Source organism: Streptomyces sp. SAI-135 (genome assembly GCF_029893805.1).
Classification (GTDB): Bacteria; Actinomycetota; Actinomycetes; order Streptomycetales; family Streptomycetaceae; genus Streptomyces.
In genome coordinates, this window is sequence record NZ_JARXYP010000001.1 from 690,394 (window position 1) to 713,230 (window position 22,837).

Annotated in this window: 21 protein-coding genes; 5 read left to right on the forward strand and 16 right to left on the reverse strand. The window is 67.3% G+C overall.

Features of this window, described 5'->3' with window-relative positions; translation table 11 throughout:
* The first annotated feature begins 40 nt into the window (after nt 1-40).
* Nucleotides 41-2,065, forward strand: coding sequence for a hypothetical protein (locus M2163_RS03020; protein WP_280893026.1), 2,025 nt, complete (start codon nt 41-43; stop codon nt 2,063-2,065).
* 191 nt (nt 2,066-2,256) lie between these two features.
* Here the strand turns inward: M2163_RS03020 and M2163_RS03025 are convergent, their stop codons facing one another.
* The 7 genes from M2163_RS03025 to M2163_RS03055 all read right to left on the reverse strand — a co-directional run bounded on the left by M2163_RS03025 (nt 2,257) and on the right by M2163_RS03055 (nt 10,622).
* Nucleotides 2,257-3,432, reverse strand: coding sequence for an XdhC/CoxI family protein (locus M2163_RS03025; RefSeq protein ID WP_280854643.1), 1,176 nt, complete (start codon nt 3,430-3,432; stop codon nt 2,257-2,259).
* A gap of 115 nt (nt 3,433-3,547) precedes the next feature.
* Nucleotides 3,548-4,807, reverse strand: coding sequence for an MFS transporter (locus M2163_RS03030; protein WP_280854642.1), 1,260 nt, complete (start codon nt 4,805-4,807; stop codon nt 3,548-3,550).
* A 209-nt stretch (nt 4,808-5,016) separates the two neighbouring features.
* Nucleotides 5,017-5,499: a (2Fe-2S)-binding protein gene (locus M2163_RS03035; protein WP_280854641.1), complete on the reverse strand. Its 483-nt coding sequence runs from the start codon at nt 5,497-5,499 to the stop codon at nt 5,017-5,019.
* Nucleotides 5,496-6,365 carry an FAD binding domain-containing protein gene (locus tag M2163_RS03040; RefSeq protein ID WP_280893027.1) on the reverse strand — a complete coding sequence of 290 codons (870 nt, stop codon included), beginning with the start codon at nt 6,363-6,365 and terminating at the stop codon, nt 5,496-5,498. The genes M2163_RS03035 and M2163_RS03040 overlap by 4 nt, the downstream gene beginning before the upstream one ends.
* Entirely contained in the window at nt 6,362-8,770 is a 2,409-nt protein-coding gene (locus M2163_RS03045; RefSeq protein ID WP_280854639.1) for a xanthine dehydrogenase family protein molybdopterin-binding subunit, read from the reverse strand. Before M2163_RS03045 ends, M2163_RS03040 begins: the two co-directional genes overlap by 4 nt.
* Nucleotides 8,771-8,775: 5 nt before the next feature.
* Entirely contained in the window at nt 8,776-9,786 is a 1,011-nt protein-coding gene (locus M2163_RS03050) for an MBL fold metallo-hydrolase (RefSeq protein ID WP_280854638.1), read from the reverse strand.
* 53 nt (nt 9,787-9,839) lie between these two features.
* A complete protein-coding gene (locus M2163_RS03055; RefSeq protein ID WP_280854637.1) occupies nt 9,840-10,622 on the reverse strand; it encodes an enoyl-CoA hydratase/isomerase family protein in 783 nt (260 codons plus the stop codon).
* A 164-nt stretch (nt 10,623-10,786) separates the two neighbouring features.
* Between M2163_RS03055 and M2163_RS03060 the strand changes: the two genes are divergently transcribed.
* Entirely contained in the window at nt 10,787-11,818 is a 1,032-nt protein-coding gene (locus tag M2163_RS03060; protein WP_280854636.1) for a LacI family DNA-binding transcriptional regulator, read from the forward strand.
* A gap of 24 nt (nt 11,819-11,842) precedes the next feature.
* On the opposite strand, the gene M2163_RS03065 is transcribed toward M2163_RS03060, so the two are convergent.
* Genes M2163_RS03065 through M2163_RS03075 form a run of 3 tightly spaced genes read right to left on the reverse strand, consistent with a single transcriptional unit; the run spans nt 11,843 to nt 14,387 of the window.
* Nucleotides 11,843-12,517, reverse strand: coding sequence for a 3-oxoacid CoA-transferase subunit B (locus tag M2163_RS03065; RefSeq protein ID WP_280854635.1), 675 nt, complete (start codon nt 12,515-12,517; stop codon nt 11,843-11,845).
* Entirely contained in the window at nt 12,514-13,185 is a 672-nt protein-coding gene (locus M2163_RS03070; RefSeq protein ID WP_280854634.1) for a 3-oxoacid CoA-transferase subunit A, read from the reverse strand. Before M2163_RS03070 ends, M2163_RS03065 begins: the two co-directional genes overlap by 4 nt.
* Nucleotides 13,182-14,387, reverse strand: coding sequence for a thiolase family protein (locus M2163_RS03075; protein WP_280893143.1), 1,206 nt, complete (start codon nt 14,385-14,387; stop codon nt 13,182-13,184). The genes M2163_RS03070 and M2163_RS03075 overlap by 4 nt, the downstream gene beginning before the upstream one ends.
* A gap of 82 nt (nt 14,388-14,469) precedes the next feature.
* Between M2163_RS03075 and M2163_RS03080 the strand changes: the two genes are divergently transcribed.
* Nucleotides 14,470-15,354: a LysR substrate-binding domain-containing protein gene (locus tag M2163_RS03080; RefSeq protein ID WP_280854631.1), complete on the forward strand. Its 885-nt coding sequence runs from the start codon at nt 14,470-14,472 to the stop codon at nt 15,352-15,354.
* Between the two features lie 192 nt (nt 15,355-15,546).
* Here the strand turns inward: M2163_RS03080 and M2163_RS03085 are convergent, their stop codons facing one another.
* From M2163_RS03085 to M2163_RS03095, 3 genes are all read right to left on the reverse strand, one after another.
* Nucleotides 15,547-16,143, reverse strand: coding sequence for an ATP-binding protein (locus tag M2163_RS03085; protein ID WP_280854630.1), 597 nt, complete (start codon nt 16,141-16,143; stop codon nt 15,547-15,549).
* A gap of 172 nt (nt 16,144-16,315) precedes the next feature.
* Nucleotides 16,316-16,816, reverse strand: a complete 501-nt coding sequence (locus tag M2163_RS03090; RefSeq protein WP_280854629.1) for a DoxX family protein — start codon at nt 16,814-16,816, stop codon at nt 16,316-16,318.
* Nucleotides 16,817-17,039: 223 nt separating this feature from the next.
* Nucleotides 17,040-17,837 carry an SDR family NAD(P)-dependent oxidoreductase gene (locus M2163_RS03095; RefSeq protein ID WP_280854628.1) on the reverse strand — a complete coding sequence of 266 codons (798 nt, stop codon included), beginning with the start codon at nt 17,835-17,837 and terminating at the stop codon, nt 17,040-17,042.
* Between the two features lie 230 nt (nt 17,838-18,067).
* Between M2163_RS03095 and M2163_RS03100 the strand changes: the two genes are divergently transcribed.
* On the forward strand, nt 18,068-18,673 hold the full coding sequence (locus M2163_RS03100) for a TetR/AcrR family transcriptional regulator (RefSeq protein ID WP_280854627.1): 606 nt from the start codon (nt 18,068-18,070) through the stop codon (nt 18,671-18,673).
* A 142-nt stretch (nt 18,674-18,815) separates the two neighbouring features.
* Here the strand turns inward: M2163_RS03100 and M2163_RS03105 are convergent, their stop codons facing one another.
* The 3 genes from M2163_RS03105 to M2163_RS03115 are packed head-to-tail and all read right to left on the reverse strand — an operon-like array spanning nt 18,816 to nt 21,832.
* A complete protein-coding gene (locus tag M2163_RS03105; RefSeq protein WP_280854626.1) occupies nt 18,816-19,577 on the reverse strand; it encodes a glucose 1-dehydrogenase in 762 nt (253 codons plus the stop codon).
* Between the two features lie 21 nt (nt 19,578-19,598).
* The gene (locus M2163_RS03110; protein ID WP_280893028.1) at nt 19,599-20,630 is read right to left on the reverse strand and encodes a phosphotransferase family protein; all 1,032 of its coding nucleotides are present in this window, start codon (nt 20,628-20,630) and stop codon (nt 19,599-19,601) included.
* Nucleotides 20,627-21,832: an acyl-CoA dehydrogenase family protein gene (locus tag M2163_RS03115; RefSeq protein ID WP_280893029.1), complete on the reverse strand. Its 1,206-nt coding sequence runs from the start codon at nt 21,830-21,832 to the stop codon at nt 20,627-20,629. Before M2163_RS03115 ends, M2163_RS03110 begins: the two co-directional genes overlap by 4 nt.
* Before the next feature lie 198 nt (nt 21,833-22,030).
* On the opposite strand from M2163_RS03115, the gene M2163_RS03120 reads away from it, so the two are divergent.
* Nucleotides 22,031-22,831, forward strand: a complete 801-nt coding sequence (locus M2163_RS03120) for an SDR family oxidoreductase (RefSeq protein ID WP_280854623.1) — start codon at nt 22,031-22,033, stop codon at nt 22,829-22,831.
* Nucleotides 22,832-22,837: the final 6 nt, after the last annotated feature.

The window sequence follows — 22,837 nt, forward strand, 5'->3', positions numbered from 1 at the left end:
CCACGGTGACGCGCTGAAGCACTCCATGGAGCGATGAGCCTTGACCCCCTCGACGAAAGCCGTACCACGCAGCATCACCGAGTATCGAGCCATCACCGCCGGCCCGATACGGCACGACGGACAGACCACTCCGCACGACGGTGACGTTCGGATCGTCCAGGAGTTCAGGGGGCGACAGCGATCACTGGTGACTCTGGGCGACCCCGGGGTCAAGCAGGCCCCCAGAGTTTCGGTTCGCTATCCCGACGTCGTACGCTCCCCCGAAACGTGGATGGCGCTGCTGCCGGAGGCCGAAAGCCTGGAAGTTCCCGGCCCCCGCCCACCAACATGGCCCGACATGCTGTCGGCCGCTACCGAAGACGAGTGGCGCCGGTGCCTCGCCACGGTAGCGGGGCAGTTGCAGCTGCCCCGATCCGAGGACCCGAGCGGCGACGGACTGGGCCACACCGTGGAGCGCGCCGCATACGCCTTGCTGGGCGCGATCCTGCACGAGCCGGACTCTGCCATCGTCCGCCCCACCAGCCGCGTTTCCGCGCTTGACAGCGCTGACGGACAACGTTGTCCGGCTTGGGCGGGATCAGCGCGGTGGACCCGCCCTGGAGACGAGGGGCAATCAGCACAAGCCGGTCCTGTGCGGCCGTGCGGATGCGACGGTGACTCTCCTTGTCTGTGGGCCTGGGCCGAGACGCACTACCCCGAGACCCCGCCCGCGCGGGACTGGGACACACTGCGGCTCTTGGTGGCGGACTCGCCCCTGATGAAAGCGGTCCGGGCTCTTGGAGTTCCCCAGAGGGCACAGAACGCCGGCAAAGGCAGGCCGCCCCGCACCGAGCGCGGGCTGTGGTCCCGAGCCGTCCAGGAATGGGGCTTCCAGGGCGCCATGACGTCACGCGTGTACGCCGTACCGGCCTTCACCGTGATGCCCGCGGCGAGGTGGCTGGTCAACGGCAACCGGCGCGAAACCGCGCTGACCGAGGTGTTCGGCTACCTTGACGACATTCATATCGACAACCTCAAACTCGCCGGACCCGACGGTGGGGCCACCGCCACATCGATCCGCGACAACCTGCGCCGCTGGGCCTCGGTCGAACCACTGCGCGAGACGGCGGTGATGGTCGCGCTCATCGGTGTCTGGAACACCTTTCTGGACATCACCCAGCGGTATCCGGGCCGCCGCCCCGGCGGTCCCGCAGCGATACCCCGCTATGGATCATTGAGCTGCGGAGAACGGAAGTTGATCCTCGCGGTGGACACGTGTCTGCCGCATCTTGCCGCCGCCTACGACGCCGATGAGCGGTCACTCGACGATCTCGCGATCTCACAGACGCTCAACGGTTACAGCGACCTCAGCAGTGACATGGCCCTGGGAGTGGTCAACAACGGACTCATACTGGGAGCCGGCCCGGGTGCGCTACCAGGCGGCGCTGACGCAGAGGACGCCTACCGGGCGTTGTCCAGATCCATGCTGGCCATAGCCCGGTCCGGAGCCAACAGACCGGGGGCCGAAGCGGTGTCCAACACGGTCATCTGGAACATCATCAACGGCCGCCACAACATCGTCGAGCGCGCTGCTGGAATTCCGTACGAGTGGATGGCGCGGAAGTGGCCGGTGCTTGAGGAGAATCGTCGAGAGTGGGACGGGGTGGAGGAGGAGTTGTGCACCCGGGTCTACTCAGCTCTCGCGCGAGACGACGTCCGCCTGAAGGAGAAGGGACAGTTCTGTCCCACGTGCGGTGACCTCCCCCGCTGGAGCGGTCTGATGCACGACCTGCTCGACGACGTCGAGAACGCCGCGTGCTCGTTGACGCAGTACATACTCTGCGAGCGGGTCTACGCCGAAGACCTCGACGGCGAAGCCGCGAACGGGACTCCCGCCAGTGACGGCGCCGGAGCGGTCGGGATACTGATCCGGCGTTTCGAGTCGAGCGGGCTGCTCAACGAACTGAGCTGGATTCTGGCGGGAGCCATCTGGTTCCGCGAAGCACTGCACCTTCGTGGATGCGTGGTGGACCTCGCGTTCGGGCTCTCCGACGACAGCGGCGGCCTGGCCGCGGACGACTGGTGAGTCCTGCGCTCGCATCCCGGTACCCCACCACGCAGCGCCCTCAGCGGGACGCGTTCCTGTGGGACCGCCGCTTCCCGGCGTGATCCAGGCCGTGATCGCCGCGGACCGAGCACGCTGAGCCGCGTGGACTCGCTGCAGGACTTCCCCTTGCGCGGGGCCAAGGGCGCAGGTGGTCGTAGTCGTACCCAGCATCAGCTGTTTTCGTCCTGTCCCATTCCAGAGCCGAAAGAAGTCATGCCCTGTCCGCGTGCCACCGCGTCATGGTGGATCGCCGTGTGCGCCCCGGTCAGCGAGACCCCGCTGCCCCCGCGCATGTTCGCTACGATCTCCGACGCGATGGAGACCGCGACCTCCTCCGGGGTGCGGGCTCCGAGGTCGATGCCGATCGGGGAGTGCAACCGTGCCAACTCCGCCTCGGTGACGCCCGCTTCGCGCAGGCGCTCGGTACGGTCGAGGTGGGTGCGGCGGGAGCCCATGGCGCCGATGTACGCGACCGGCAGGCGCAGCGCGAGGTGCAGCAGCGGGATGTCGAATTTGGCGTCATGGGTGAGCACACACACGACTGTGCGGCCGTCCACGTCCGTACGCCCCAGGTATCGGTGCGGCCACTCGACGACGATCTCATCCGCATCCGGAAACCGGGCGGCAGTCGCGAACGCGGGACGTGCGTCGCACACGGTGACGTGATAGCCGAGGAACTTGCCCATCTTGACGAGCGCCGATGCGTAGTCGATCGCTCCAAAGACGATCATCCGAGGTGCCGGCAGCGAGGTTTCGATCAGGACGGTGACAGGGCTGCCGCTGGTGAATCTCTCCTCGCAGATCCGCAGAGCAGCCGTGCGGCCGGCATCGAGGTATGCGAGTGCCTCGCCGGCGACGATGTCGTCGAGTTCGGGCTGGTCGCCGAAGCCACCCAGCCGGCTGCCGTCCGGGCGCACCAGCAGCGCGCCATCCACGAGTTCGGCCGGCCCCGACACGATGCGCGCGAGCGCCGCTGCCTGCCCCGCCGTAGCGGCGGCCACCGCGGCTGACAGCACGGCATACGTACGGTCCTCGGCCCGGACCGGCGTGACCAGAATGTCAATGGCGCCGCCGCAGGTCAGGCCTACGGCGAAGGCGTCGTCGTTGCTGTAGCCGAAGCGCTCCCGGCGGTTGACTCCGTCGGCGATCGCCTCTCGGCACAGCTCGTAGGCCGCGCCCTCCACACAGCCGCCGGAGACGGAGCCGATCGCGTGGCCCTCTTCGTCGACAGCGAGGGCCGCGCCCGGCTGCCGCGGCGCGCTGCCGCTGACCCCTACCACTGTGGCCACGGCGAAGTCGCGTCCCAGCTCGATCCACCGGCTCAACTCGTCTGCGATGTCCAGCACTTGCCGCTCTTCCCTGTGCTCAGGGCACGCTGCCCGTGGGGTCCCCTCGTTGTACGCAGCCTGTGTTCGTTTGCGGCAGCTCCCCTCGGTGCCGCAAACGCTACGGGCCGCTTGGTCAGCTGGTGGCGAAGTCGTATTCGATGTCGGCCATGGCTCGTCCGCGCCCTTCCCTGAATGCCCATCCCATCGCGGCGAGGATGGCGAAGAGGGCAGCACCGGAGAAGACGAGGACCGAATACCCGTACACCGGATAGACAGCTGCGGCGATGAGCGGGGGGAAGAACGAGAGCCCTCGTCCGAGCTGCAGCGAACTGCCAACTCCCAGGGAACGTACCCGCGTGGGGAACTGCTCGGAGAAGACCAGACCGAAGGCGGCGGCGACACCAGTGCCGAAATACATGATGAAGATCGGCACCAGACTTACCAGACCCTGGACGTCGGTCTGCAGGACGAGCCCGAGCAGGATGCTCCCGATGGCAGCGATCGAAGCCATGATGCACCACGTGAGGCGGCGGCCGATTCGGTCGGCCAGGTAGCCGCAGGTGACTGAACCCAAGAAGATCGACAGGCCGACGGTAACCGTCCACCAGGCGGCCTTGCTGAAGCTGAACCCCTGGACCTCGATGAGGTACTTGGGCAGGAGCGCCGCAACGCCGTAGAAGGCGAAGAATTCAATTGAGCAGGCCGTCAGACAGAGGAAGAACGGCTTGAGGAAAAGCCTTGACCGCACCAGTTTCCAGTCGATCGCGACGCGTTCTCCGCGAGACTGCGCTTCCCACTCGTCGGACTCGGGAACGGCGAACCTTGCCAGGATCGCCAGGAGGATCGGCAGGCAAGACACGGCGAAGACCCAGCGCCAGCCGATGACGGGCAGAAGATATCCGCCGACCAGAGCGGCCATGGCCAGCCCGATTCCCACGCCGCTGTAGAGGGCTGCACCCCACCAGCCACGGCTGCGCGCCGGCATGGCCTCCGACACGAGGGACTGCCCCACTCCGAACTCGCCGCCCAGCCCTATCGCGGCGAGTATGCCGAAGACGACGAGAGTGGGGTAGTTGGGCACGAACGCCCGAGCCAGCGTGAACACCCCGAAGATCACGATGGTGATCATCAGCACGCGGCGGCGTCCGATCCGATCTCCCAGATACCCGAAGACGACGCCACCGACCGCGATGCCAAGGAGTTGGAGCGAGAGCAGGAGGGCGGTTTGCTGCGACGACAGATCGAACTCCGCTGCGATGGGCACGATCAGGAACGTCATCAGCGCGATCTCGTAGTAGTCGAACAGCCACCCCGCGAACGCGGTGAGCCACGCAAGGAACTGCGGGCGGGTCACTTTTTCTCTCTCGCGCACTGCGTGTTCAAGGGTTTGCATGATCCTGAGTCCATTCTCTGGAAAGTCTCCGGAAATCAGATCTTTTCAGTTTCCGGCATTTCGGTGGTGCTGACGCCTTTCTCACTCCGCACGGTGCTGATTGTTCTGAAACTCACCGCTGGAACCTCAAGTGGGTATGGCAAGTGCGGAGCAGGGATTCCTTCTGCGGGGCCTGCCGTCCAGATGAGGAAAGGGATGATTTCAGAAATTCATTTGGGTGCCCGCTGCATCATTTGCGCGGCGCGTTGTACAGCCTTCACGATGTTCTCGTAACCGGTGCACCGGCACAGGTTTCCGCTGAGCGCGTCCCGGATTTCCGTCTCGTCCGGCTGCGGGATGCGCGCAAGCAGGCTGATCGTCGAGAGCACCATGCCCGGTAGGCAGAAGCCGCACTGGAACGCGTAGGTTTCCATGAAGGCGGTCTGGACCGGGTGGGGGCGGTCGAGACTCCCGAGGCCTTCGAGGGTGACCACCTCAGAACCGCGCGCTCGGCCGCCGAGCATCAGGCAGGTCTTGACGCATGCGTCGTCGACCATGGCCGTACAGCTCCCGCAGTCGCCATTGCGGCATCCCACCCTCACACCGCCGACACCGCAGTCCCGGCGCAGGATGTCGACCAGAGTCTCGACATCGTCGACCGCGGCGCGAACGGGGTTGCCGTTGAGTGTGAAGGTGATCTCTTCGCTGCTCATGATTGCTCCGTACCTGGTGAGAGGAGCCGCGCGGCCGCCTGCCGCAGTGCGCGCGCCGCGACAGTGGCGGCGACCCGGCGCCGGTAGGAACTGTCCGCTCGGATGTCGTGCCAGAAATCGTCCTCGGTGAAGGCCGACATGTGATCGTCCATGACGTCACGCAGCTCGTGCGGGCTGTGCGACAAGTCGCTGGACACTCGGATCTTCCAGGGCACCCCCCTGACTCCGCCCAGGGTGAGTTCGGCGGTTCCGTCTGCCAGAATCGAGCAGGCGCAGGTCACGACGGGCCAGGAGGACTCGGCGAATTTGAGCTTGTAGTAGCCGTGCGCCACGGCTTCGGGCCGATACGGGAGGATGACCTCGGTGACGAGTTCGGTGGGACGCAGGTCCGGACGCTCGGGGGCGGTGAGAAACCGTTCGACCGACACGGTGCGTGTGCCGTGTACAGAGGCGACCGTGACACGAGCGTCATGGGCGACGAGAACTGCCGGCGCGTCGGAGTAGGGACGTGCGCAGACCAGTGATCCGGCGATCGTGCCCTGGCTGCGGATCTGGATGCCGCCCGTGATTCCTTTGGCCATCAGGTGGAGAAGGGGTGTCCACCGCTCGGCACAGGGCGTGTCGATGAGCAACTGGTAGGTGGCGGCGGGGCCCAGGTGAACCGCGCTCTCGTCGCGCCGGATGCGGGCGACATCCAGGTCACCCAAGTCGACGATGTGCGTGGGCTGCACTTCCTGCCGGACGAGTTGCGGAACGGCGATGGTGCCACCGCCGATGATGAGTGCGTGTCCGTCTACCGCGTTCGCCTCGGCCAGAGCGGTGGTGGCCTCGGTGACCGTCCGGGGTCGGACGAGGTGCCGGATCATGGCTCGGTCCTCCCGTGGGAATGGGCGAGGAGATCGAGAACTCGGGGAGGAGTCAGAGGAAGTGCCGTCGGAGGCGGGCAGTTGGGACCGAGGGCGTTCGTCACCGCGTTGAGAACCGCGGCCATCGCGCCGCCCACTCCGGCCTCGCCGGCGCCCTTGGCTCCCATGAGGGTGTGCGGCGACGGCGTCTCCACATGCTCGACGATCATGCTCGGCAGGTCGTTCGCCCGCGGCAGCATGTAGTGCTTGAAGGTGTCGGTGAGAGGGCTTCCGTCGTCTGCCGACAGAATCTCCTCAAACAGGGCCAGCCCGGCTCCCATGGCCATAGCGCCGTGCATCTGGCCTTCCACGAGGGTGGGGTTGATGACACGACCACAGTCATGGACCGCGACCAGACCGGTGATCGTGGTCTTTCCCGTGGCCAGGTCGACGAGCACCCGGGCGACGTACACACCGCTGGAGACGTACGGATAGGTGTAGCGGTACGGCTCGCTGTCGTTGAGGCCCTGTTGGTTGACCGGCACGTAGGAGCGGGTGGCGACGAGTTCGGGGGCCCGCCCGGTGGTGCACAGATCAGAGCAGAGATCGGCGATGGTCATGACCGGACGCTGCTGGATCTCGATCCGCCCGTCGACGAGCGTGACCTCGTCAGGCTGTACACCCGTCAACTCGGCCGCCCTCGCGCGGAGCCTGTCGGCGATGTCTCGCGCCGCCAGAACGACGGCGGCGCCGCCCACGGCTGTGGCCCTGCTGCTGGCATGGCCGGTCCCCTGTGGGACGCGGTCCGTGTCCCCTTGGACCACTGTGACCATCGCGCGGCTGGTGCCCAGTGCCTCTGCCGCGAGCGTCGCCAGCGATGTGTCGTTGCCTCCCCCGGGATTGGTGACGCTGCTGCGCACCTCGATCCGGCCTTCGGCGTTCATCGAGACAGTGGCGGCCTCGGGAGCCGGGGCCGTGGGCCGGGCTGCGGTGCGCAACGGGCCGGACGGGTGGCCTCCGCCTTCAGGGGTGATCTCGAAGGCGATGCCGACACCTTCGGCCATGTCGGCCTCCGGTTCCTTGCCCCGGGCGCTGTTCGCCGGCTCGTAGTTCGCGAGCGTGAGCGCACGGTCGAGAAGCGCGCCGAAATCACCACTGTCGATGAGGTAGCCCGAGGGCAGACGATGCGGCAAGCGGTGGCTCGGGAGCAGATTGCGCCGACGGACTTCGGCCGGGTCGAGGCCGAGGTACGAGGCAACCCTGTCGACGAGCCGCTCGATGACCACGATGGCGGTGTCCTTGCCGTAGCCACGGCAGGAATGCCAAGGAGGCTGGTTCGTGAGAAGGACGCGTGAACGGATTTCCACGGCCGGGATGTCGTAGGCGCTCGGGAAGGTGGCCGCGGTCACGTAGGCCATGCGCCAGCCGGGCGAGGTGGAGGCCGCGCCGACCGGGATGGTGATGTGGTCGCGCAGGGCGAGGAGACGGCCCTGGTCGTCGAAGGCGACCGCGGCACGGTGGATCTGCTCGCGTCCTCCTCCGAGGAAGCATTCGGCCCTGCTCTCGACGTACTTGACCGGTCGGCCGGTCAGTTTGCTCAGCAGACACACGAGGGGCTCCTCGGCGAAGCCGGTCATCTTCAGACCGAACGAGCCACCGACCTGGGGTACGACGACGCGTACCGATTCCTCGGGAATCCGGAGCATGGTCGCAAGCTCCCACCGCAACTGGAATGGCTGTTGATGGGAGGCGTGAACGGTCAGTCGGGCATCAGCGTCCCATGATGCGAGGTAGCCCCGCGGTTCCATCGGCGCCGTGCTGCTGCGTCCGATCCGCAATGTGCTCTCCAGGGAGTGAGGCGCCGACGCGAACGCGCTGTCCGTGTCCCCCCGGGTGAAGTCGTTCGCGGACAGGACGGAATCAGCGAACTGCTCGTCCATGAGGGACGGATTCGCGGCCAGCTCGCCGACGTCGAGGATCGGCTGGAGTTCCTCGTAATGCACTTGCACAACCGACGCAGCGGCGCGGGCGACGGGCGCAGACTCGGCGACGACGACGGCCACCGGCTCGCCGAGCCAGCGCAGTTCATCGACCGCGAGAGCTGTCACACGAAACGCTTGAGCGCCGATGTCCTCGGGGTTTTGCACATAGGGCATCGGAGCCAGGTGCCGGGCCGCCTCGTGGCCGTCGACGGCAGTCACCACACCGTCCATGGCAAGGGCCTGACTCACGTCGACGCCCAGGAGTTTTCCATGGGCCACGGGGCTTCGCACGACCGCCATGTGCAATGTTCCGTCGGGCTCGATGTCATCCAGGTACGTGGCGCCCCCGCTGATGAAGGCGAACGCGTCGTACTTGGGCCATCGGGCGCGCTCGGTCTCCGCACGCGTCGGTGCGCTGTCGGAGCCGATCCTGGGGGTGTTCACGGCTGTCACGCCTGAGCGTCACGGACGGGCACGGCGCCCCGCTCCGACGAGCAGGGGTCGATGTACGCCTCGCGGTCCTTGATGATGCGGTGGCCGTACGAGGCGGGATTGAGCCGCAGCATGTCGTCGAACGCAGCAGCCTCGTCGACGAAGGCCGCCGGGCCGTTCTTGAGTTCTTCGTAGGCCCGGTGGAGGTTCAACACGAAGCGCTCCGGGTGCTGCCACTCAGCGTATGCGCCGAGGTCCTGCTCCCGGGCGGCGTCGAGTACGGACAGGCCGGCGTTCAAGGCCTTGGCCGCCGTGTCGGTGATGAAGGAGAAGTAACCGAGCCACTGGTCGATCACCTCGGGACCGCAGACCGTGCCGTGGCCCGGAACAATGACGCGTGGATCGAGGGCCTTCATGGTGTTGAGTGCCCGCACGGATCCCGCGGTGGAGCCACCGTGGGTAATGGGCGTCGCGTCGTGAAAGAGCACGTCACCGGCAAACAGGACGCGTTCCTCGGGCAGCCAGACCACGATGTCGTTGGTGGTGTGGGCCGGCCCGACGAAAATCAGCTCTGCCCGGTGATCGCCGACGTACAGTTCCAGCTTCTCGTCGAAGAGGAGCTGTGGGGGACGCACTTTCAAAGATCCCCACGGGACGATCGGGTCCTGGTCCGTGGGCTTCAGTCCTTGCTTGACCACGGCCTCCCGGCAAAGGCGGTGGGCCACGATACAGGCGTCATCGAAGACCGAATTGCCGAAGGTGTGATCACTGTGGTGGTGCGTATTGATCAGCACCTGCGGCTTTTCCACGCCGGACCTGCGGGTCATCGCCTCACGGAACTGACGGGTGCGGTCTTCGGTCAGCGCGGTGTCGATCACCGCCAGTTCATGGCCTGAGTGCACGAACCCGGAATTGTTGAGTCCCCAGCTGCCGTCGTGGTGGAGGTAGGCGTACACGCCGTCTCCCACCTCCACCAGGCTGGGCTCCTCGACGTAGCCACGATAGAAACTGCTCCAACTGGAGGCCATGATCAGCTCCTGCCTTCGGGTCCGCTCGGTCGTCGTCTCGGTGGGGTGGGTGGTCAGTTCTCGCGCATGCGGGCCAAGCCCTCCAGCGCCAGTCCGTATCCGAGGAGTCCGTGCATCTGCTCCCGCAGAGTCTCGGTCACCACGGTGCGCGTGTAGCGCCTCACCAGCCGAGGCTGCTTCAGGAGTTCCGCGGCCAGTTCCTGGGCTCGTTCCAGGAGCTGGTCCTCGGGAAGGATTTCATTGACCAGGCCGAGGTCCTTCGCTTCGGCCGCTTCGATCTTCTGCCCGGTGTACAGGAAGTACCGACCGCGCGTCAGTCCCATCAGCAGGGGCATGACGATGTGCATGCCGTCTCCGGGGACCATCCCCCCGGCGAAATGGGCGGTGTCCTGAAAGTACGTGGAATCGGTCGCGAGCACGATGTCCGAGAGCAGCGGGATCTCGGCGTGGCGTACCGCGGGACCGTTGATCGCCGCGATCACCGGTGCCTCGATCGAGAGGAGGTTGGGGAGCAGATGCTTGCCCTCCCACAGGATCGGGTCGTAGTGGGAGGGAGTCATGCTGTTGCGGTTCGGGTGGGAGCCGGGCTTGATCGCCGGACCGCTGAAGGCGTCACCGGTGCCCGTCAGGATGATGACGTCGTTTTCACGGTCTCGCCCTACCTGTGCGAAGGCGTCCTCGAACTCGTAGTGTGCCTGCAGGCTCCACTGCAGGGGGCCGCCGTCCGTGTGGAACCGCATGGTCAGGATGCCGTCGGAGGTCCGCTCCATCGCGATGGTCTCGTAGCGGTCCTTGTACTCCTTGAACTGCGATGACGGGCGCGTGAAGTGGGTCATGCTCGAATTCGTTTCCGTCACTGTGGGCTCTCCTTTTCACCGCGTCACCGCAGGGCCTCGAGTTGCTTGGTAGGCCAGACGCTAGAAGCGCGCAACATGTCCGTCAAACGTTTGATATAAAAAATTCATCAGGTCGAACACCGCGGAGCCGCACGGGAGTCACCATGACCAAGGGATCCAAGCCCACGGGACCGCGAAGGCCCACCCTGGCCGACGTCGCCGCGGCGGCGGGCGTACATACGAGCCTGGTCTCGCGGGTCTTGCGCGACGATCCGCGGGGATTCGCCTCTGCCGAGACGCGAAGTCGCATCCTGGCGGCAGCGGAAGCCCTGGGATACCGCGCCAACGTCGCAGCTCGCGGACTGCGCAACGCACGCACGACCACGCTCGGACTGCTTCTGCCCGGCTTCACCAGTCCGATGTATACGGCCCTCGCGAAAAGCGTCGAGGAGCATGCCGCCCTGAAGGGCTATGGCCTGGTCATGGGGACCCATGCGGCGGGCGACCCGCACGAAACGATCACGAACATGCTGATGCAGGGACGCGTGGACGCGATGCTCGTGGCTTCCGGGCGGATCGAAGACAAGGCACTGCGCCAGCTCGCCGAGTGGGCACCGCACCGGGTGGTGCTCCTGAACCGGCAGGTGATGGCTGTCAGAGCGAGCGTGGTCCTGCGCGACAGCGACGCGGCGGCTCTCGCCGTGCGGCATCTCGCAGACCTGGGCCACCGGCGGATCGGCGGCGTCTTCGGACCGCCGTCCCTCGACACCATGGTTCGGCGCCTGCAGGGGTATCGGGCGGCAGTTCGCTCGACAGGGGTCGAGGCACTCACCGCCTCGTGCAAAGAGCGCGACTACGCCGCGGGCTTCAACGCCGTGCAGCGACTCGCGGGTGGGGCGAACCCACCGACCGCGATCTTCGCGGCGACGTTTCCCATGGGTGTGGGGGCGCTGGCAGCCGCCCGGGCGATGGGCCTGACGGTTCCGGAGCAGCTCTCGGTCATTGCGCTGCATGACGACGACCTGGCCGGCTTCCTGACGCCTGCGCTCACCACCGTGGCTCTTCCGGTCAAGGAACTCGGGGTGCAGGCAGTCGAACTCGCGCTCGACATGGCGGCGGGAGGGGAACCACGAAGGATCGTGGTTCCCCAGAGCCCCGAAGTGATCGAACGCGCGTCGACGTCAGCGGTTCGATGAGATCTTGACCGGCGGCGGTTCAGCTCACGGCTTGGTGGCATCGAGCAGGGGCATGTCCAGCCGCGCGGCGAGGTCGTCGAAGGTGGTTCCGAAGGTGTGCGTGACGCTGACCCCTTGGGACGAGATGTCGAACACGGCCAGATCGGTGTAGACGCGGTCGACACATCCCAAGCCGGTAAGGGGGTAACTGCACTCCTTCACGAGCTTCGGTGCGCCGTCCTTGGTGAAGAGGGTCATCACCACGAACACCTGCTTGGCTCCGATCGCCAGATCCATGGCCCCGCCGACAGCGGGGATGGCATCGGGTGCGCCGGTGTGCCAGTTGGCCAGGTCTCCCCGGGCGGAGACCTGATAAGCGCCCAGGACGCAGATGTCCAGGTGCCCGCCGCGCATCATGGCGAAGGAGTCCGCGTGGTGGAAGTAGGCCGCTCCCGGAAGCTCGGTGACAGGCACCTTTCCGGCATTGGTCAGGTCCGGGTCGATGTCGCTTCCCGTGGCGGCGGGGCCCATGTTCAGCATGCCGTTCTCCGTGTGCAGCACGACCCCCGAGCCAGGTGGCAGGTGGTCGGCGACGAGCGTCGGCTGGCCGATGCCCAGGTTCACGAACGCGCCGTCCGGGATGTGCCGGGCCACCAGGGCTGCGATGTCATGCTTGCCCAGCGGGGCATTCGTGTGCGATGAACGCGTGGCGGGGTTCATGCCGCGTCCCCTTCCTGCACCACTCGGTCGACGTAGATGCTCGGAGTGACCACGGTCTCGGGATCGATCTCACCGGTCTCGACGATCTCGCGTACCTGCGCGATCACCGTGGTCGCCGCGGTCGCCATGACCGGCCCGAAGTTGCGCGCCGTCTTGCGGTAGACGAGGTTGCCCATGCGGTCGGCGCGCTGAGCGCTGATGAGAGCCACGTCCCCCTTGATCGGATATTCGAGTACATACGTGCGCCCGTCGATCTCCCGGGTTTCCTTCCCCTCGGAGAGCAGGGTGCCCACCGCGGTGGGGCAGAAGAAGGCCCCGATGCCGGCGCCTGCGGCCCTGATCCGTTCGGCGAGGCTGCCCTGCGGCACAACCTCCAGCTCTACCTTTCCGGACCGGTAGAGCTCGTCGAACACCCAGGAGTCCGCCTGCCGCGGGAAGGAGCAGATCACCTTGCGGACGCGTCCCGCCGCGAGCAGGGCGGCGAGTCCGGTGTCACCGTTGCCCGCATTGTTGGACACCACGGTCAGGTCGCCGGCGCCCTGTCTCAGGAGCGCGTCGATCAGGGCCACCGGCATCCCGGCCATGCCGAATCCTCCGATCAGCACGGTCGAGCCGTCCTGGACTCCGGCGACCGCTTCATCGGCGTCGGCGCACAGCTGCGTGCTCATCCCCGGCCCCCCGTCACGTTCTCCAGCACCACGGCAAGACCTTGGCCGACACCTATGCACAGGGCCGCGACACCCCACCGTTCACCGGACTCGCGGAGCCGATGGGCCAGAGTGCCCAGGAGCCTGCCACCGGACGCACCCAAGGGGTGGCCCAGCGCTATGGCGCCACCTTTGGTGTTGACGATGCCGGGATCCACACCCCAAGCGTCCATGCAGGCCAAAGACTGTACGGCGAATGCTTCGTTGAGCTCGACCGCGGCGACATCGGCCCAGGAGATGCCCGCATTCTTCAGCGCCTGGTTGGCTGCTTCCACGGGCGCGAACCCGAACATCTGCGGGTCGAGCGCGGTGACGCCGCGGCCCGCGATCCGTGCGAGGGGTGCGGCCCCGATACGGGCCGCGGCGTCGGCGGAACCAAGCAGCACGGCCGAGGCCCCGTCATTGAGCGGGGAGGCATTACCGGCTGTGATGGCACCGTTCGGCCGGAAGGCGGGCTTGAGCCGGGCGAGCGTCTCGACGGTGGAGTCGGGACGGACGCCCTCATCCCGTTCGACTGCCGTGCCATCTCTTTCCGTCACTACCGGCACGATCAGGTCGTCGTAGAAGCCGGCGTTCCATGCCTGTTGAGCCAGTGTGTGGGAGCGGACCGCGAAAGCGTCCTGCCGTTCACGCGAGATGCCGAAGCGATCGACCAGCTGCTCGTTCGCCTCGCCCAGGGAAACGGTCCACTCCTTCGGCATCCGTTTGTTGACCAGCCTCCAGCCCAGCGTGGTCGACACCGCGGTGACGTCCGCTGCGGGAAACCCGCGCGCAGGCTTGGGCAGGACCCAGGGAGCCCGGCTCATCGACTCCGCGCCGCCGGACAGCACGATGTCCACATCACCCGTCTCGATGGCACGCGAGGCGATGATGGCGGCGTCCAGCGAGGATCCGCACAGACGGTTGACCGTCGTGGCGGGAACGGAAGTGGGAAGTCCCGCGAGGAGGACGGCCATCCTGCCCAGGTTGCGGTTGTCCTCGCCCGCGCCGTTGGCGTTGCCCCAGACGACGTCGCCGATCTCAGCCGGGTCGAGCGCGGGCGTCTTGGCGAGGACCCCGCTGATGGCCCGCGCGGCGAGGTCGTCGGGCCGCACCCCGGCGAGGGCGCCCGCGTACCGTCCGAAGGGCGTTCTCGCTGCCGCATATACGTAGCTATCGGTCATCCCGTCACCGTAGGAGCGGCGCATTCATCGTGTCCAACACCTAATTCTTATGCATTTATAAGGAGCTGCTATAAAAGGAGGCATGGAGATCCGTCAGCTCCGCTATTTCCTCGCCGTGGCCGAGGACTGCCACTTCGGACGCGCCGCGGCCCGCCTGCACATAGCGCAACCGGCCCTGTCCCAGCAGATCAAGCAGCTGGAGGGTGAACTGGGCCTTGCCCTCTTCACCCGAACCACCCGGCATGTCGAACTCACCGAAGCCGGCCGCCGACTCGCCGACCACGCGCGGACACTCGTCGCAGGTGAGGAACGCGCGCGCTCCCACATGCACGAACTGGCAGCAGGGCGCACGGGCCGTGTCTCCGTCGGCTTCATCGGCACGGCGACCTACGACGTGCTGCCCAAGGTCGCGCGCACCGTCAAAGAACGACTCCCCGGAGTCACTCTGGATCTGCACGGGGAGGTTCTCGCGCCTCGACTCGTCGAAGGGCTGCTCAACGAGACGTACGACCTCGTGGTGGTCCGAGAGGCAGCACCCGTCGAGGACGTCCACATCACGCCGCTGCGTACCGAACCCCTCGTGGCGGTGCTTCCATCCCACCATCCACTCGCAGGCCGCAGCCGCATGGCTCTGAAAAATCTCGCCGACGAGCCCTTCGTGATCCACCCCTCACAGGCGCGATCCTCGATGTACGACCGCGTTCTCGCAGCGTGCAAACGCGCCGGCTTCGAACCCTCGCCGCTGGTGGAGGTCAGTGAGACGGCGACGCTGGTCGTGTTCGTCGCAGCGGGACACGGTGTGGCCCTGGTCCCGCAGTCGGTACGAAGTCTCCACCTGGAAGGTGTGACGTACGTGCCGTTGGCGGACGCCGAAGCAGTCGACCTCCTCCTGGTCCGCCGGACGGACCGCTTTTCCCCGGCAACGGCCCGCGTCGCTACGGTGATCGAGGAGTGTGTGCGCGATTGAGCCCGGCGGCGGACCAGCCTGCGCGTGGTGCGGTCTCGCTCACCTCTTGCGCACCGGCTGAGCAGCTGCCTTCACGGTCGGCGAGACGCTCCTGCAAAGGTGACCAAGGAGAGCTCCTCGCTCAGGCTGAAGTGTTCGCGAGGCCCCACGTCCGCGGCTCGTTGAACGGTCACCGGGCGGTCCCGGCTTCTGTCAGTCCTCAGGTGCAGTGGTCTGCAGCCGCGCCCACCGCGTGATGCCACCGGAGTGGTGGCGAGTGCCGTGGGCGGTGGCCAGGGCGCCGACGACCTCCAGGCCCCGGCCGTGCTCGTCATCGGAGCAGGACGAGATCCAGGGCCCTGCGTCCTCGGCGGGGCCGCCATCGCTCACGCCCACCCAGACACGGCTCCCGGCACGCTCACGGTGCAGATGCAGCGTCACCGGTGGCTGCGCATGCTCTACGGCGTTGGTGACCAGTTCGGAGACCACCAGCAGGGCCGTGTCAGTCGCTTCTTCGCTCGTGTGCCATTCGGCCAGGACGACGGCAGCGATCTTCCGGGCGGCACGAGCTGCCTTCGGGCAGTGTGTCAGAAGCCAGCTGAAGTCATCGACCCGTGGCTGAGGAACGGGTATATGCGACGGTCCGTCCGGGGTGTTCGTTGCTTCTGCCGTAGTCGGACCGGACCGGTTCTCCGCGGCCGCGTCCGCGACAGGTGAGATGAGGTTCCCCGTCGCTGGGTACATGACGCCGACCCCTTCTTCCGCTTCCGCGTACCCAGACACCTTCAGGCCGGCATCATTTCGGCGCATCAGCGGTCCTACCTACATAGCTACGCATTCCACGTACCACCGCGTGTCGACGGCGTCGCCGGTCCGATCGCACCGGCGACGCCGTGGGGACTCGAAGTCTGCCGGAGCAGCAGAGAGCCATGCCAATCGCTGTCGCCGTGTCGCGGGAGTGGGCGAGCGCCTCGAAGCGGAACTACCCGGCGTCTTCTGGTCGCCAGCACAGCGCCAGCAAAAGCCCTGCCCCGACCACCCCCGCCAGGCCGATCACGAGCCCCGTCCATCCTGGCTGACCGATTCCGATCAGTCGGTCGAGCGAGATACGCCCCGGGCCGGTTCCCGCGAGACAGAGTCCCGTCGCCGCAAGCACCATCACATACTCATAGCCCTCGCCTGGCCGGAAGATGAAGAACCCGTTCTTGGCGTGGTTGATCACCCATGCGACGACCATCGTGCCGACGACGCCGGCCCCGGCAACCGGGGTGAACAGGCCGAACACCAGCAGCGCGCCCGATGCGACCTCGACGGCGCTGGCGACAACGGCGTGCACGTAACCAGGGCGCATGCCGAGACTGGCGAACCATCCGGCCGTGCCGCGCAGTCGTCCCCCGCCGAGAATGTGGTTCAACCCATGGGCCAAGAACACCCCACCGATCACTCCACGGAGAGCCAGAAGAGCCAGGTCAGTCGATGACATGGCCGGACCGTAACAGCCGCATAGGCAATTGACGCCGCTTCTGGTCCACTCTGCTGAACCCTTCGCCTCGACGGTGCGCCACGGCCGTCGACGGGTACCGGCCGCCTGTTCTACGAGCAGCGGGCATCCGTTGCTTTCGCCGTGCCATGCTTCAAGGCCACGACTTCTGCCGGTTCAGACGATGCGGCTTACAGGCGGCCGCTCCGGCCATGACGCCATCGTGCTAAGCGACCTTGATGGAACCGGCGTCGACGGCCCAGTTCGCACCGATCGCACTCGGCATGGTCGGGGATGCCAGCAGCAGCACGGCGCGGGCGATCTCGTCAGGCTCGATCATGTTGCCTGTGAGCATGCCGAGGTCTGCCGGCAGGGTCTGCAGCAGGGTGGCGTGTTCGACGCCGACCGCCTGCGCCACCTGAGACAGGTAACCGTCGTCGCCCGCGATCGCGTTGGTCCTGGTCAGAGCCGGTGACACAGTGTTGACGCGTACTCCCTGCGAGGCTATCCGCTCGGCGAGCCCCCGGGAGAACGTGGTGAGCGCCGCTTTGGCGGCCGCGTACGGCAGCGGGGTGCTGCCCGCGGCGCCGGGACGCCGGGCGGTGTCGGAGCCTATGTTGATGATCGCGCCGCGGGCCTCGATCAAGGCGGGCAGTGCCGCCCGGATGACCCGCACGGAGGAGCTGAGATTCAGCGCGAAGACGTCCTGCCAGATGTCGTCCCCGCCGTCGAGGGCGTTGCCGAGCGAACCCTCCGGCAGGCTGCCGCCACCGGCGTTGTTGACCAGGACGTCCAAGCGCGGGTCGGTCGCCAGGACCGCCTCGACCATGCGACGGCACTCATCGGCCCTGGACAGGTCGGCGGACACGAAGGCCGCCCCGGTTGCTTCGAGTTCGGGTGTGGTGCGCCGGGACACCGCGGTGACTGACGCGCCTTCGGCGACGAAGGCTCGCACGATCGCCAGGCCGATGCCCTTGCTGGCGCCGGTCACGAGCACGCGCTTGCCGACGAGTTGTAGATCCATGGTCCGTTACTCCTGTGTGTTCCGAGGCATGAGGCCTAGCACCGCACGCAGGGCCGCCTGTCTGACTCAGCGAGCCCTGGCGGAGCGATCCGGGGTGGGCGTGCGGACCATCCGTACTTCGAGATCCGCACCGCCTCCTTCATGTGACGTTGTCACATGAGACGACCCTAGGACTTTCATGTGACAACGTCAACCCACTCGGATGACGTCGTCATTTGTATGATGTGGGCATGGTCAGTCGTGCAGAGTCCGCCGCCGCCACCCGACGCGCCGTTCTGGACGCGGCCGCAGAACTGCTCGACGAGGGTGGTCCGGACGCGGTGACCCTGCGGGACGTGAGCGCACGGGCAGGTGTGAGTCGCGGCGCTCCCTACGGGCACTTCGCCGACAAGGACACCCTGCTCGCCGCCGTCGCCACAGAGGACTGGGAGCGCTTCAGCGACGAGATTGCCGCCCTGCGCGGCACCCCGGCCGCCAAACTCCGGGGCGCCCTCACCGCGCTTGTCTCCATCGGCCGTCACCACCCGCACCGCTACCGGCAGATGCTCGGCCCCCCGGCCGGCGAAGACCCCGGCCAGATGGTCGCCGCCTCCTGCCGCGCTCAGGAGGAATTCCTGACCCTCGTATCCCAGGTCGTCGACGAACAGGACGTGCACCGCTACGGAGGGCTGCTCTTCACCGGCGTCAGCGGGATCATCAACGCGGAACTGAGCGGCCACTTCACCACCGGGAAATGGCGCACCTCCGCCGATGCACTGGTCGACACCCTCGTCACGCTCATCGCCCACGGCCAACCCAGCGACCACATGGCCGGCGGATCTTCGCCCGCTCGCTGAACCCCGCCCGCCACTGTCCCGACGCGGCCAGTCCAACGGCGTCAGGGCTCGGGGCAGCAGGTGAGTTCGCCGAGCTGGTTCTCGACGGTCACCACGATCACCGGCACCCGATTCTCAGCTTCGGCCCGGTGCGCCAACCAGCTCACACGATCGTGATGCCGCCGTCCACCGGCAAGGTCTGGCCAGTGATGTAGCCGGCCGCGTCGGAGGCCAGGAAGACCACCGCGGCGGCGAGCTCCCGCGGGTCGCCCATGCGTCCGGCGGGGATCCGCGACAGCTGTCCGTCCAGGTAGCCGGGCGGATATTGGTCTGTCATCTCCGAGCTGAAAAAGCCCGGCGCCAAGGCGTTGACCCTGATTCCCTTGCGGCCGGTCCACTGCTGTGCGAGGTCGCGCGTCAGACCGATGAGCGCGGCCTTCGACGCGCTGTAGGCGGCCTGGGGCAGCCCAGCGGTGGTGAGCCCGAGGATCGAGGAGATGTTGATGATGTTCGAGCCCGGCTCCATCACCCGTGCGCAGGCTTGGGCCATCCAGTAACAGCCGTTGAGGTTGACGTCGATGACGGAGCGGAACTGCTGCGGGGTCTCGCGCAGAGCCGGTACGGCGGTGCCTCTACCGGCGTTGTTGACCAAGACGTCGACCTGTCCGAACTCCGCCAGTGTCCTGACCGTGAGCTGCTCGCAGGCTGCGGGATCCGAGACGTCGGTCAGGACGGTCAAGGCCCGCCTTCCGGCCGCCTCGACCAGTTCGGCGGTCTTCCGAAGTCCCTCGGCGCGGCGGGCAGCCAGGACGACGTGCGCTCCCGCCTCGGCGAGCCCCTGGGCGAAAGCGACCCCCAAGCCGCTTGAGGCACCGGTGACCAGCGCGACCTTGTCGTCGAGGCGAAACAGTTCGGGGACGGGCATGGGGTGAACTCCTCACGGCGGTCAGCGGGCGGCTCTCGGCAGGGCCTCGCGGGCGAGTTCCAGGTATCGGGGCACGGCGTCACCGGCCGTGTCGAAGCCGGGGCCGCTGTCGGCGCCGGACCGTCTGCGATGGTCGATTCCCGCTGCGATCGCAGCGATCTTGAAGTTGGCCAGGGCCAGGTGGAAGTCCCAGTGCGCGAGTTCACAGCCCCCGGCCTCGACGTACATCGCGGCCAGACCATCGGCGGACGGCAGTCGGTCACTGGTCCAGGCGCTCGGGGCACCCATGATGAGGTCGAAGGCCGGGTCCCGGTAGGCGCACATCATGGCCACGTCGGCCACCGGATCCCCGATGGTCGAGAGCTCCCAGTCGACCACCGCTGCCACTTCGGCATTGTCGAGGATCGTGTTGTCTACGCGGTAGTCGCCGTGCACGACGGCGCTGGTCGGCTGGCCCGGCACCCTGCGGCCGAGATTGCGGATGACCTCGTCGGCGAGCGGCTGGAGCTGCGGGTTCCCGGTCAGGCTCCATTGCTTGGCCCAGCGCCTCAACTGACGGGCCGCATAACCCTCAGGGCGCCCGAAGTCCGCCAGTCCGGCCGAGACATAGTCAAACCGGTGCAGGGCGATCAGCGCACCGAGCATGCTCGCCACGACCTGATCGACTTCCCAGTCACTGAGTCGGGCCAGGTCCTCCCTGGTCCGGAGCACCCGGCCGTCGACGAATGTGCTGATGGCGAAGGGCCCGCCGAGGAGCTGCTCGCGGGAGTGGAGGAGCACCGCCTCGGCCACCGGGACGCGAGAGCCGCGAAGCGCTGTCGTCACCCGGTGTTCCCGCGCGATGTCGTGGGCTGAGGGAGTCCGTCCGGCTCGCGGCGGTGTGCGCAGCACCCAGTGGTGCACGCCGTCGGTGATCCGGTAGGTCACGTTGGACCGGCCGCCGGTGATGACCGATGCGTCCAGCCGGCCGACCGGCTGGTGGCCGGCCGACGTGAGGGCCGCCGCCACTCCTTCGAGCTGCCATGCGGTGAGAGCCGCCGGGGCAACGCTCATGAGCCTGCAATCCATCGGATGGCACGGCGTGCGATCGCCCATCGGTGCACCTCGGACGGCCCGTCGTAGATGCGGAAGGGGCGCAGCTCACGAGCGATCTTGGCAACCGGCAGTTCGTCCGAGACGCCCAGAGCACCGCACATCTGGACGGCACGGTCGACGACCCGGTTCAGGGCCTCGGACGCGAACGTCTTCGCGATCGAGGTGCTCGCGGACGCGTGACCGCCTTCGTCCAGTTCCCGGCACGCTTCCAGGAGGAGGGCGCGCGTGGCGGCCAGGTCGATCTCGCTGTCCGCGATCAGTTGCTGGACCATCCCGAGGTCCGCAAGTCGCCCGGCGAAGGCACGCCTTCCCGCGACATGCTCGATGGCGACCTCGTGGGCTCGCTGCGCGGCGCCGGTCCACCTCATGACGTGCGTCATCCGCGCGGGACCGAGCCGAACCTGCGCATAGCGGAAACCTTCGTCGACCGCGCCCAGAACGTCGGTGTCCGGCACGACGACGTCGGTGAACGTGACTTCGCAATGACCGCCGAGCATAGAACGGTCCATTGTGCCGATATGCCGCGCGACCTTGATTCCGGCGCGATCGGCCGGAGCGAGCAGCATCGTGGCGCCGCCCCGATCCCCCGGCTCGCCGCTGGTGCGGGCCATGACGATGAAGAAGCCCGCTCCGTCCGCGCCGGTGATGAACCACTTGCGTCCATTGACCAACCAGCCCCCCGCGACCCGCGTGGCGGTCGTGGTGAGCAATGACGGATCCGAGCCGGCGCCTGGCGCCGGCTCGGTCATCGCGAATGCGCTCCGCACCTCACCTCGCACGAGAGGACGGAGGTACTGCTGGCGCTGCTCCGCTGTCGCCACGTGGTCGAGGAGATGGATGTTGCCCTCGTCGGGAGCGTTGATGTTCAACGCCATCGCTCCGAACAGAGAGCGGCCTGCGGTTTCGAACACGGGTGCACGGTCGACCATGCCGAGGCCGAGTCCGCCGAGGTCTGCGGGGCCGTGCGGGGACAACAGCCCGCGTGCACGGGCACCGGCCTGAAGCCGGATGCGCAGCGACTCTCCGCCGGCTGCCTCGACGTCGCCGTCGTGCTCGTCGTCCACGGGCAGGACGTGCTCGGCGATGAACTCCTCGACACCGGTGACCAGGCTTGCCGGCGGCGCAGCCTCGGCTTGTTCAGGGACCGTCGGTGGGGTCATCACCGCACTCCTTCACTCTGCTCCGGACGGCCTCGCGCCGCTTGTCCGGACTCGGCCGGGACACCCTCGATGTGATCGCGCACGGTCAGGGGCATGGAAGGGAAGGTAGCCGCACCTCAGCCGGCTGGCGCGATCATCGGTCCGCTCCGCTGAACACCTCGCTCGACGGCATCCGCAGAACCAGCGAACCTCGACGCTATGACTGAGAGCGGAGACGGAGCGGCGTCTGCCCCGTTCGACCTGACCGGCAAGGTGGCGCTGGTCACGGGCGGGAACGGCGGCATCGGTCTCGGCATGGCCGAGGGGCTGGCTCGCGCCGGTGCCGCTGTCGCCATCTGGGGTCGAGACGGTACGAAGCTCGAAACGGCCGCGGGAAAGCTGGCGCAGTACGGCGCCCCGGTGCACACGGCGATGGTCGACGTCAGCGACGCCGACGCCGTGGCCTCGGCCACCGAGGACACGGTCCGGCGCCTCGGTCGAATCGACGCGGTATTCGCGAACGCCGGCGTCGGCGGACGCACCAAGTTCCTGGATCTCGACCCTTCCGAGTTGCACCGTGTCCTGGCCACCGACCTCGACGGCGCGCTGTGGACGTTGCGAGAGGCGGCGCGCCACATGGTGGCGCGGGCCGAGACAGGGGACCCCGGGGGGTCCTTGGTCACCATCTCCAGTGTCTCCGCGATCCGCGGGGCGCCCACGCTGCAGTCGTACGCTGCGGCGAAGGGCGCGCTCGCCTCGGTCACCCGGGGGCTCGCGGTCGAGTTCGGACGCCACGCTATCCGCGCCAACACGATCATCCCCGGCTGGATCCGTACCGAGATGACCGCGGGCAGTTTCGACCGTCCGCACGTCCAGGAAGCGATCCTCAAGCGGGTGCCGATCCGGCGTTGGGGTACGAGTGCGGACTTCGCCGGCCTCGCTGTCTACCTTGCGTCCAACGCTTCCGCCTACCACACGGGCGACACCTTGGTCGTCGACGGCGGCTACACGGTGTCCTGAAAAGAG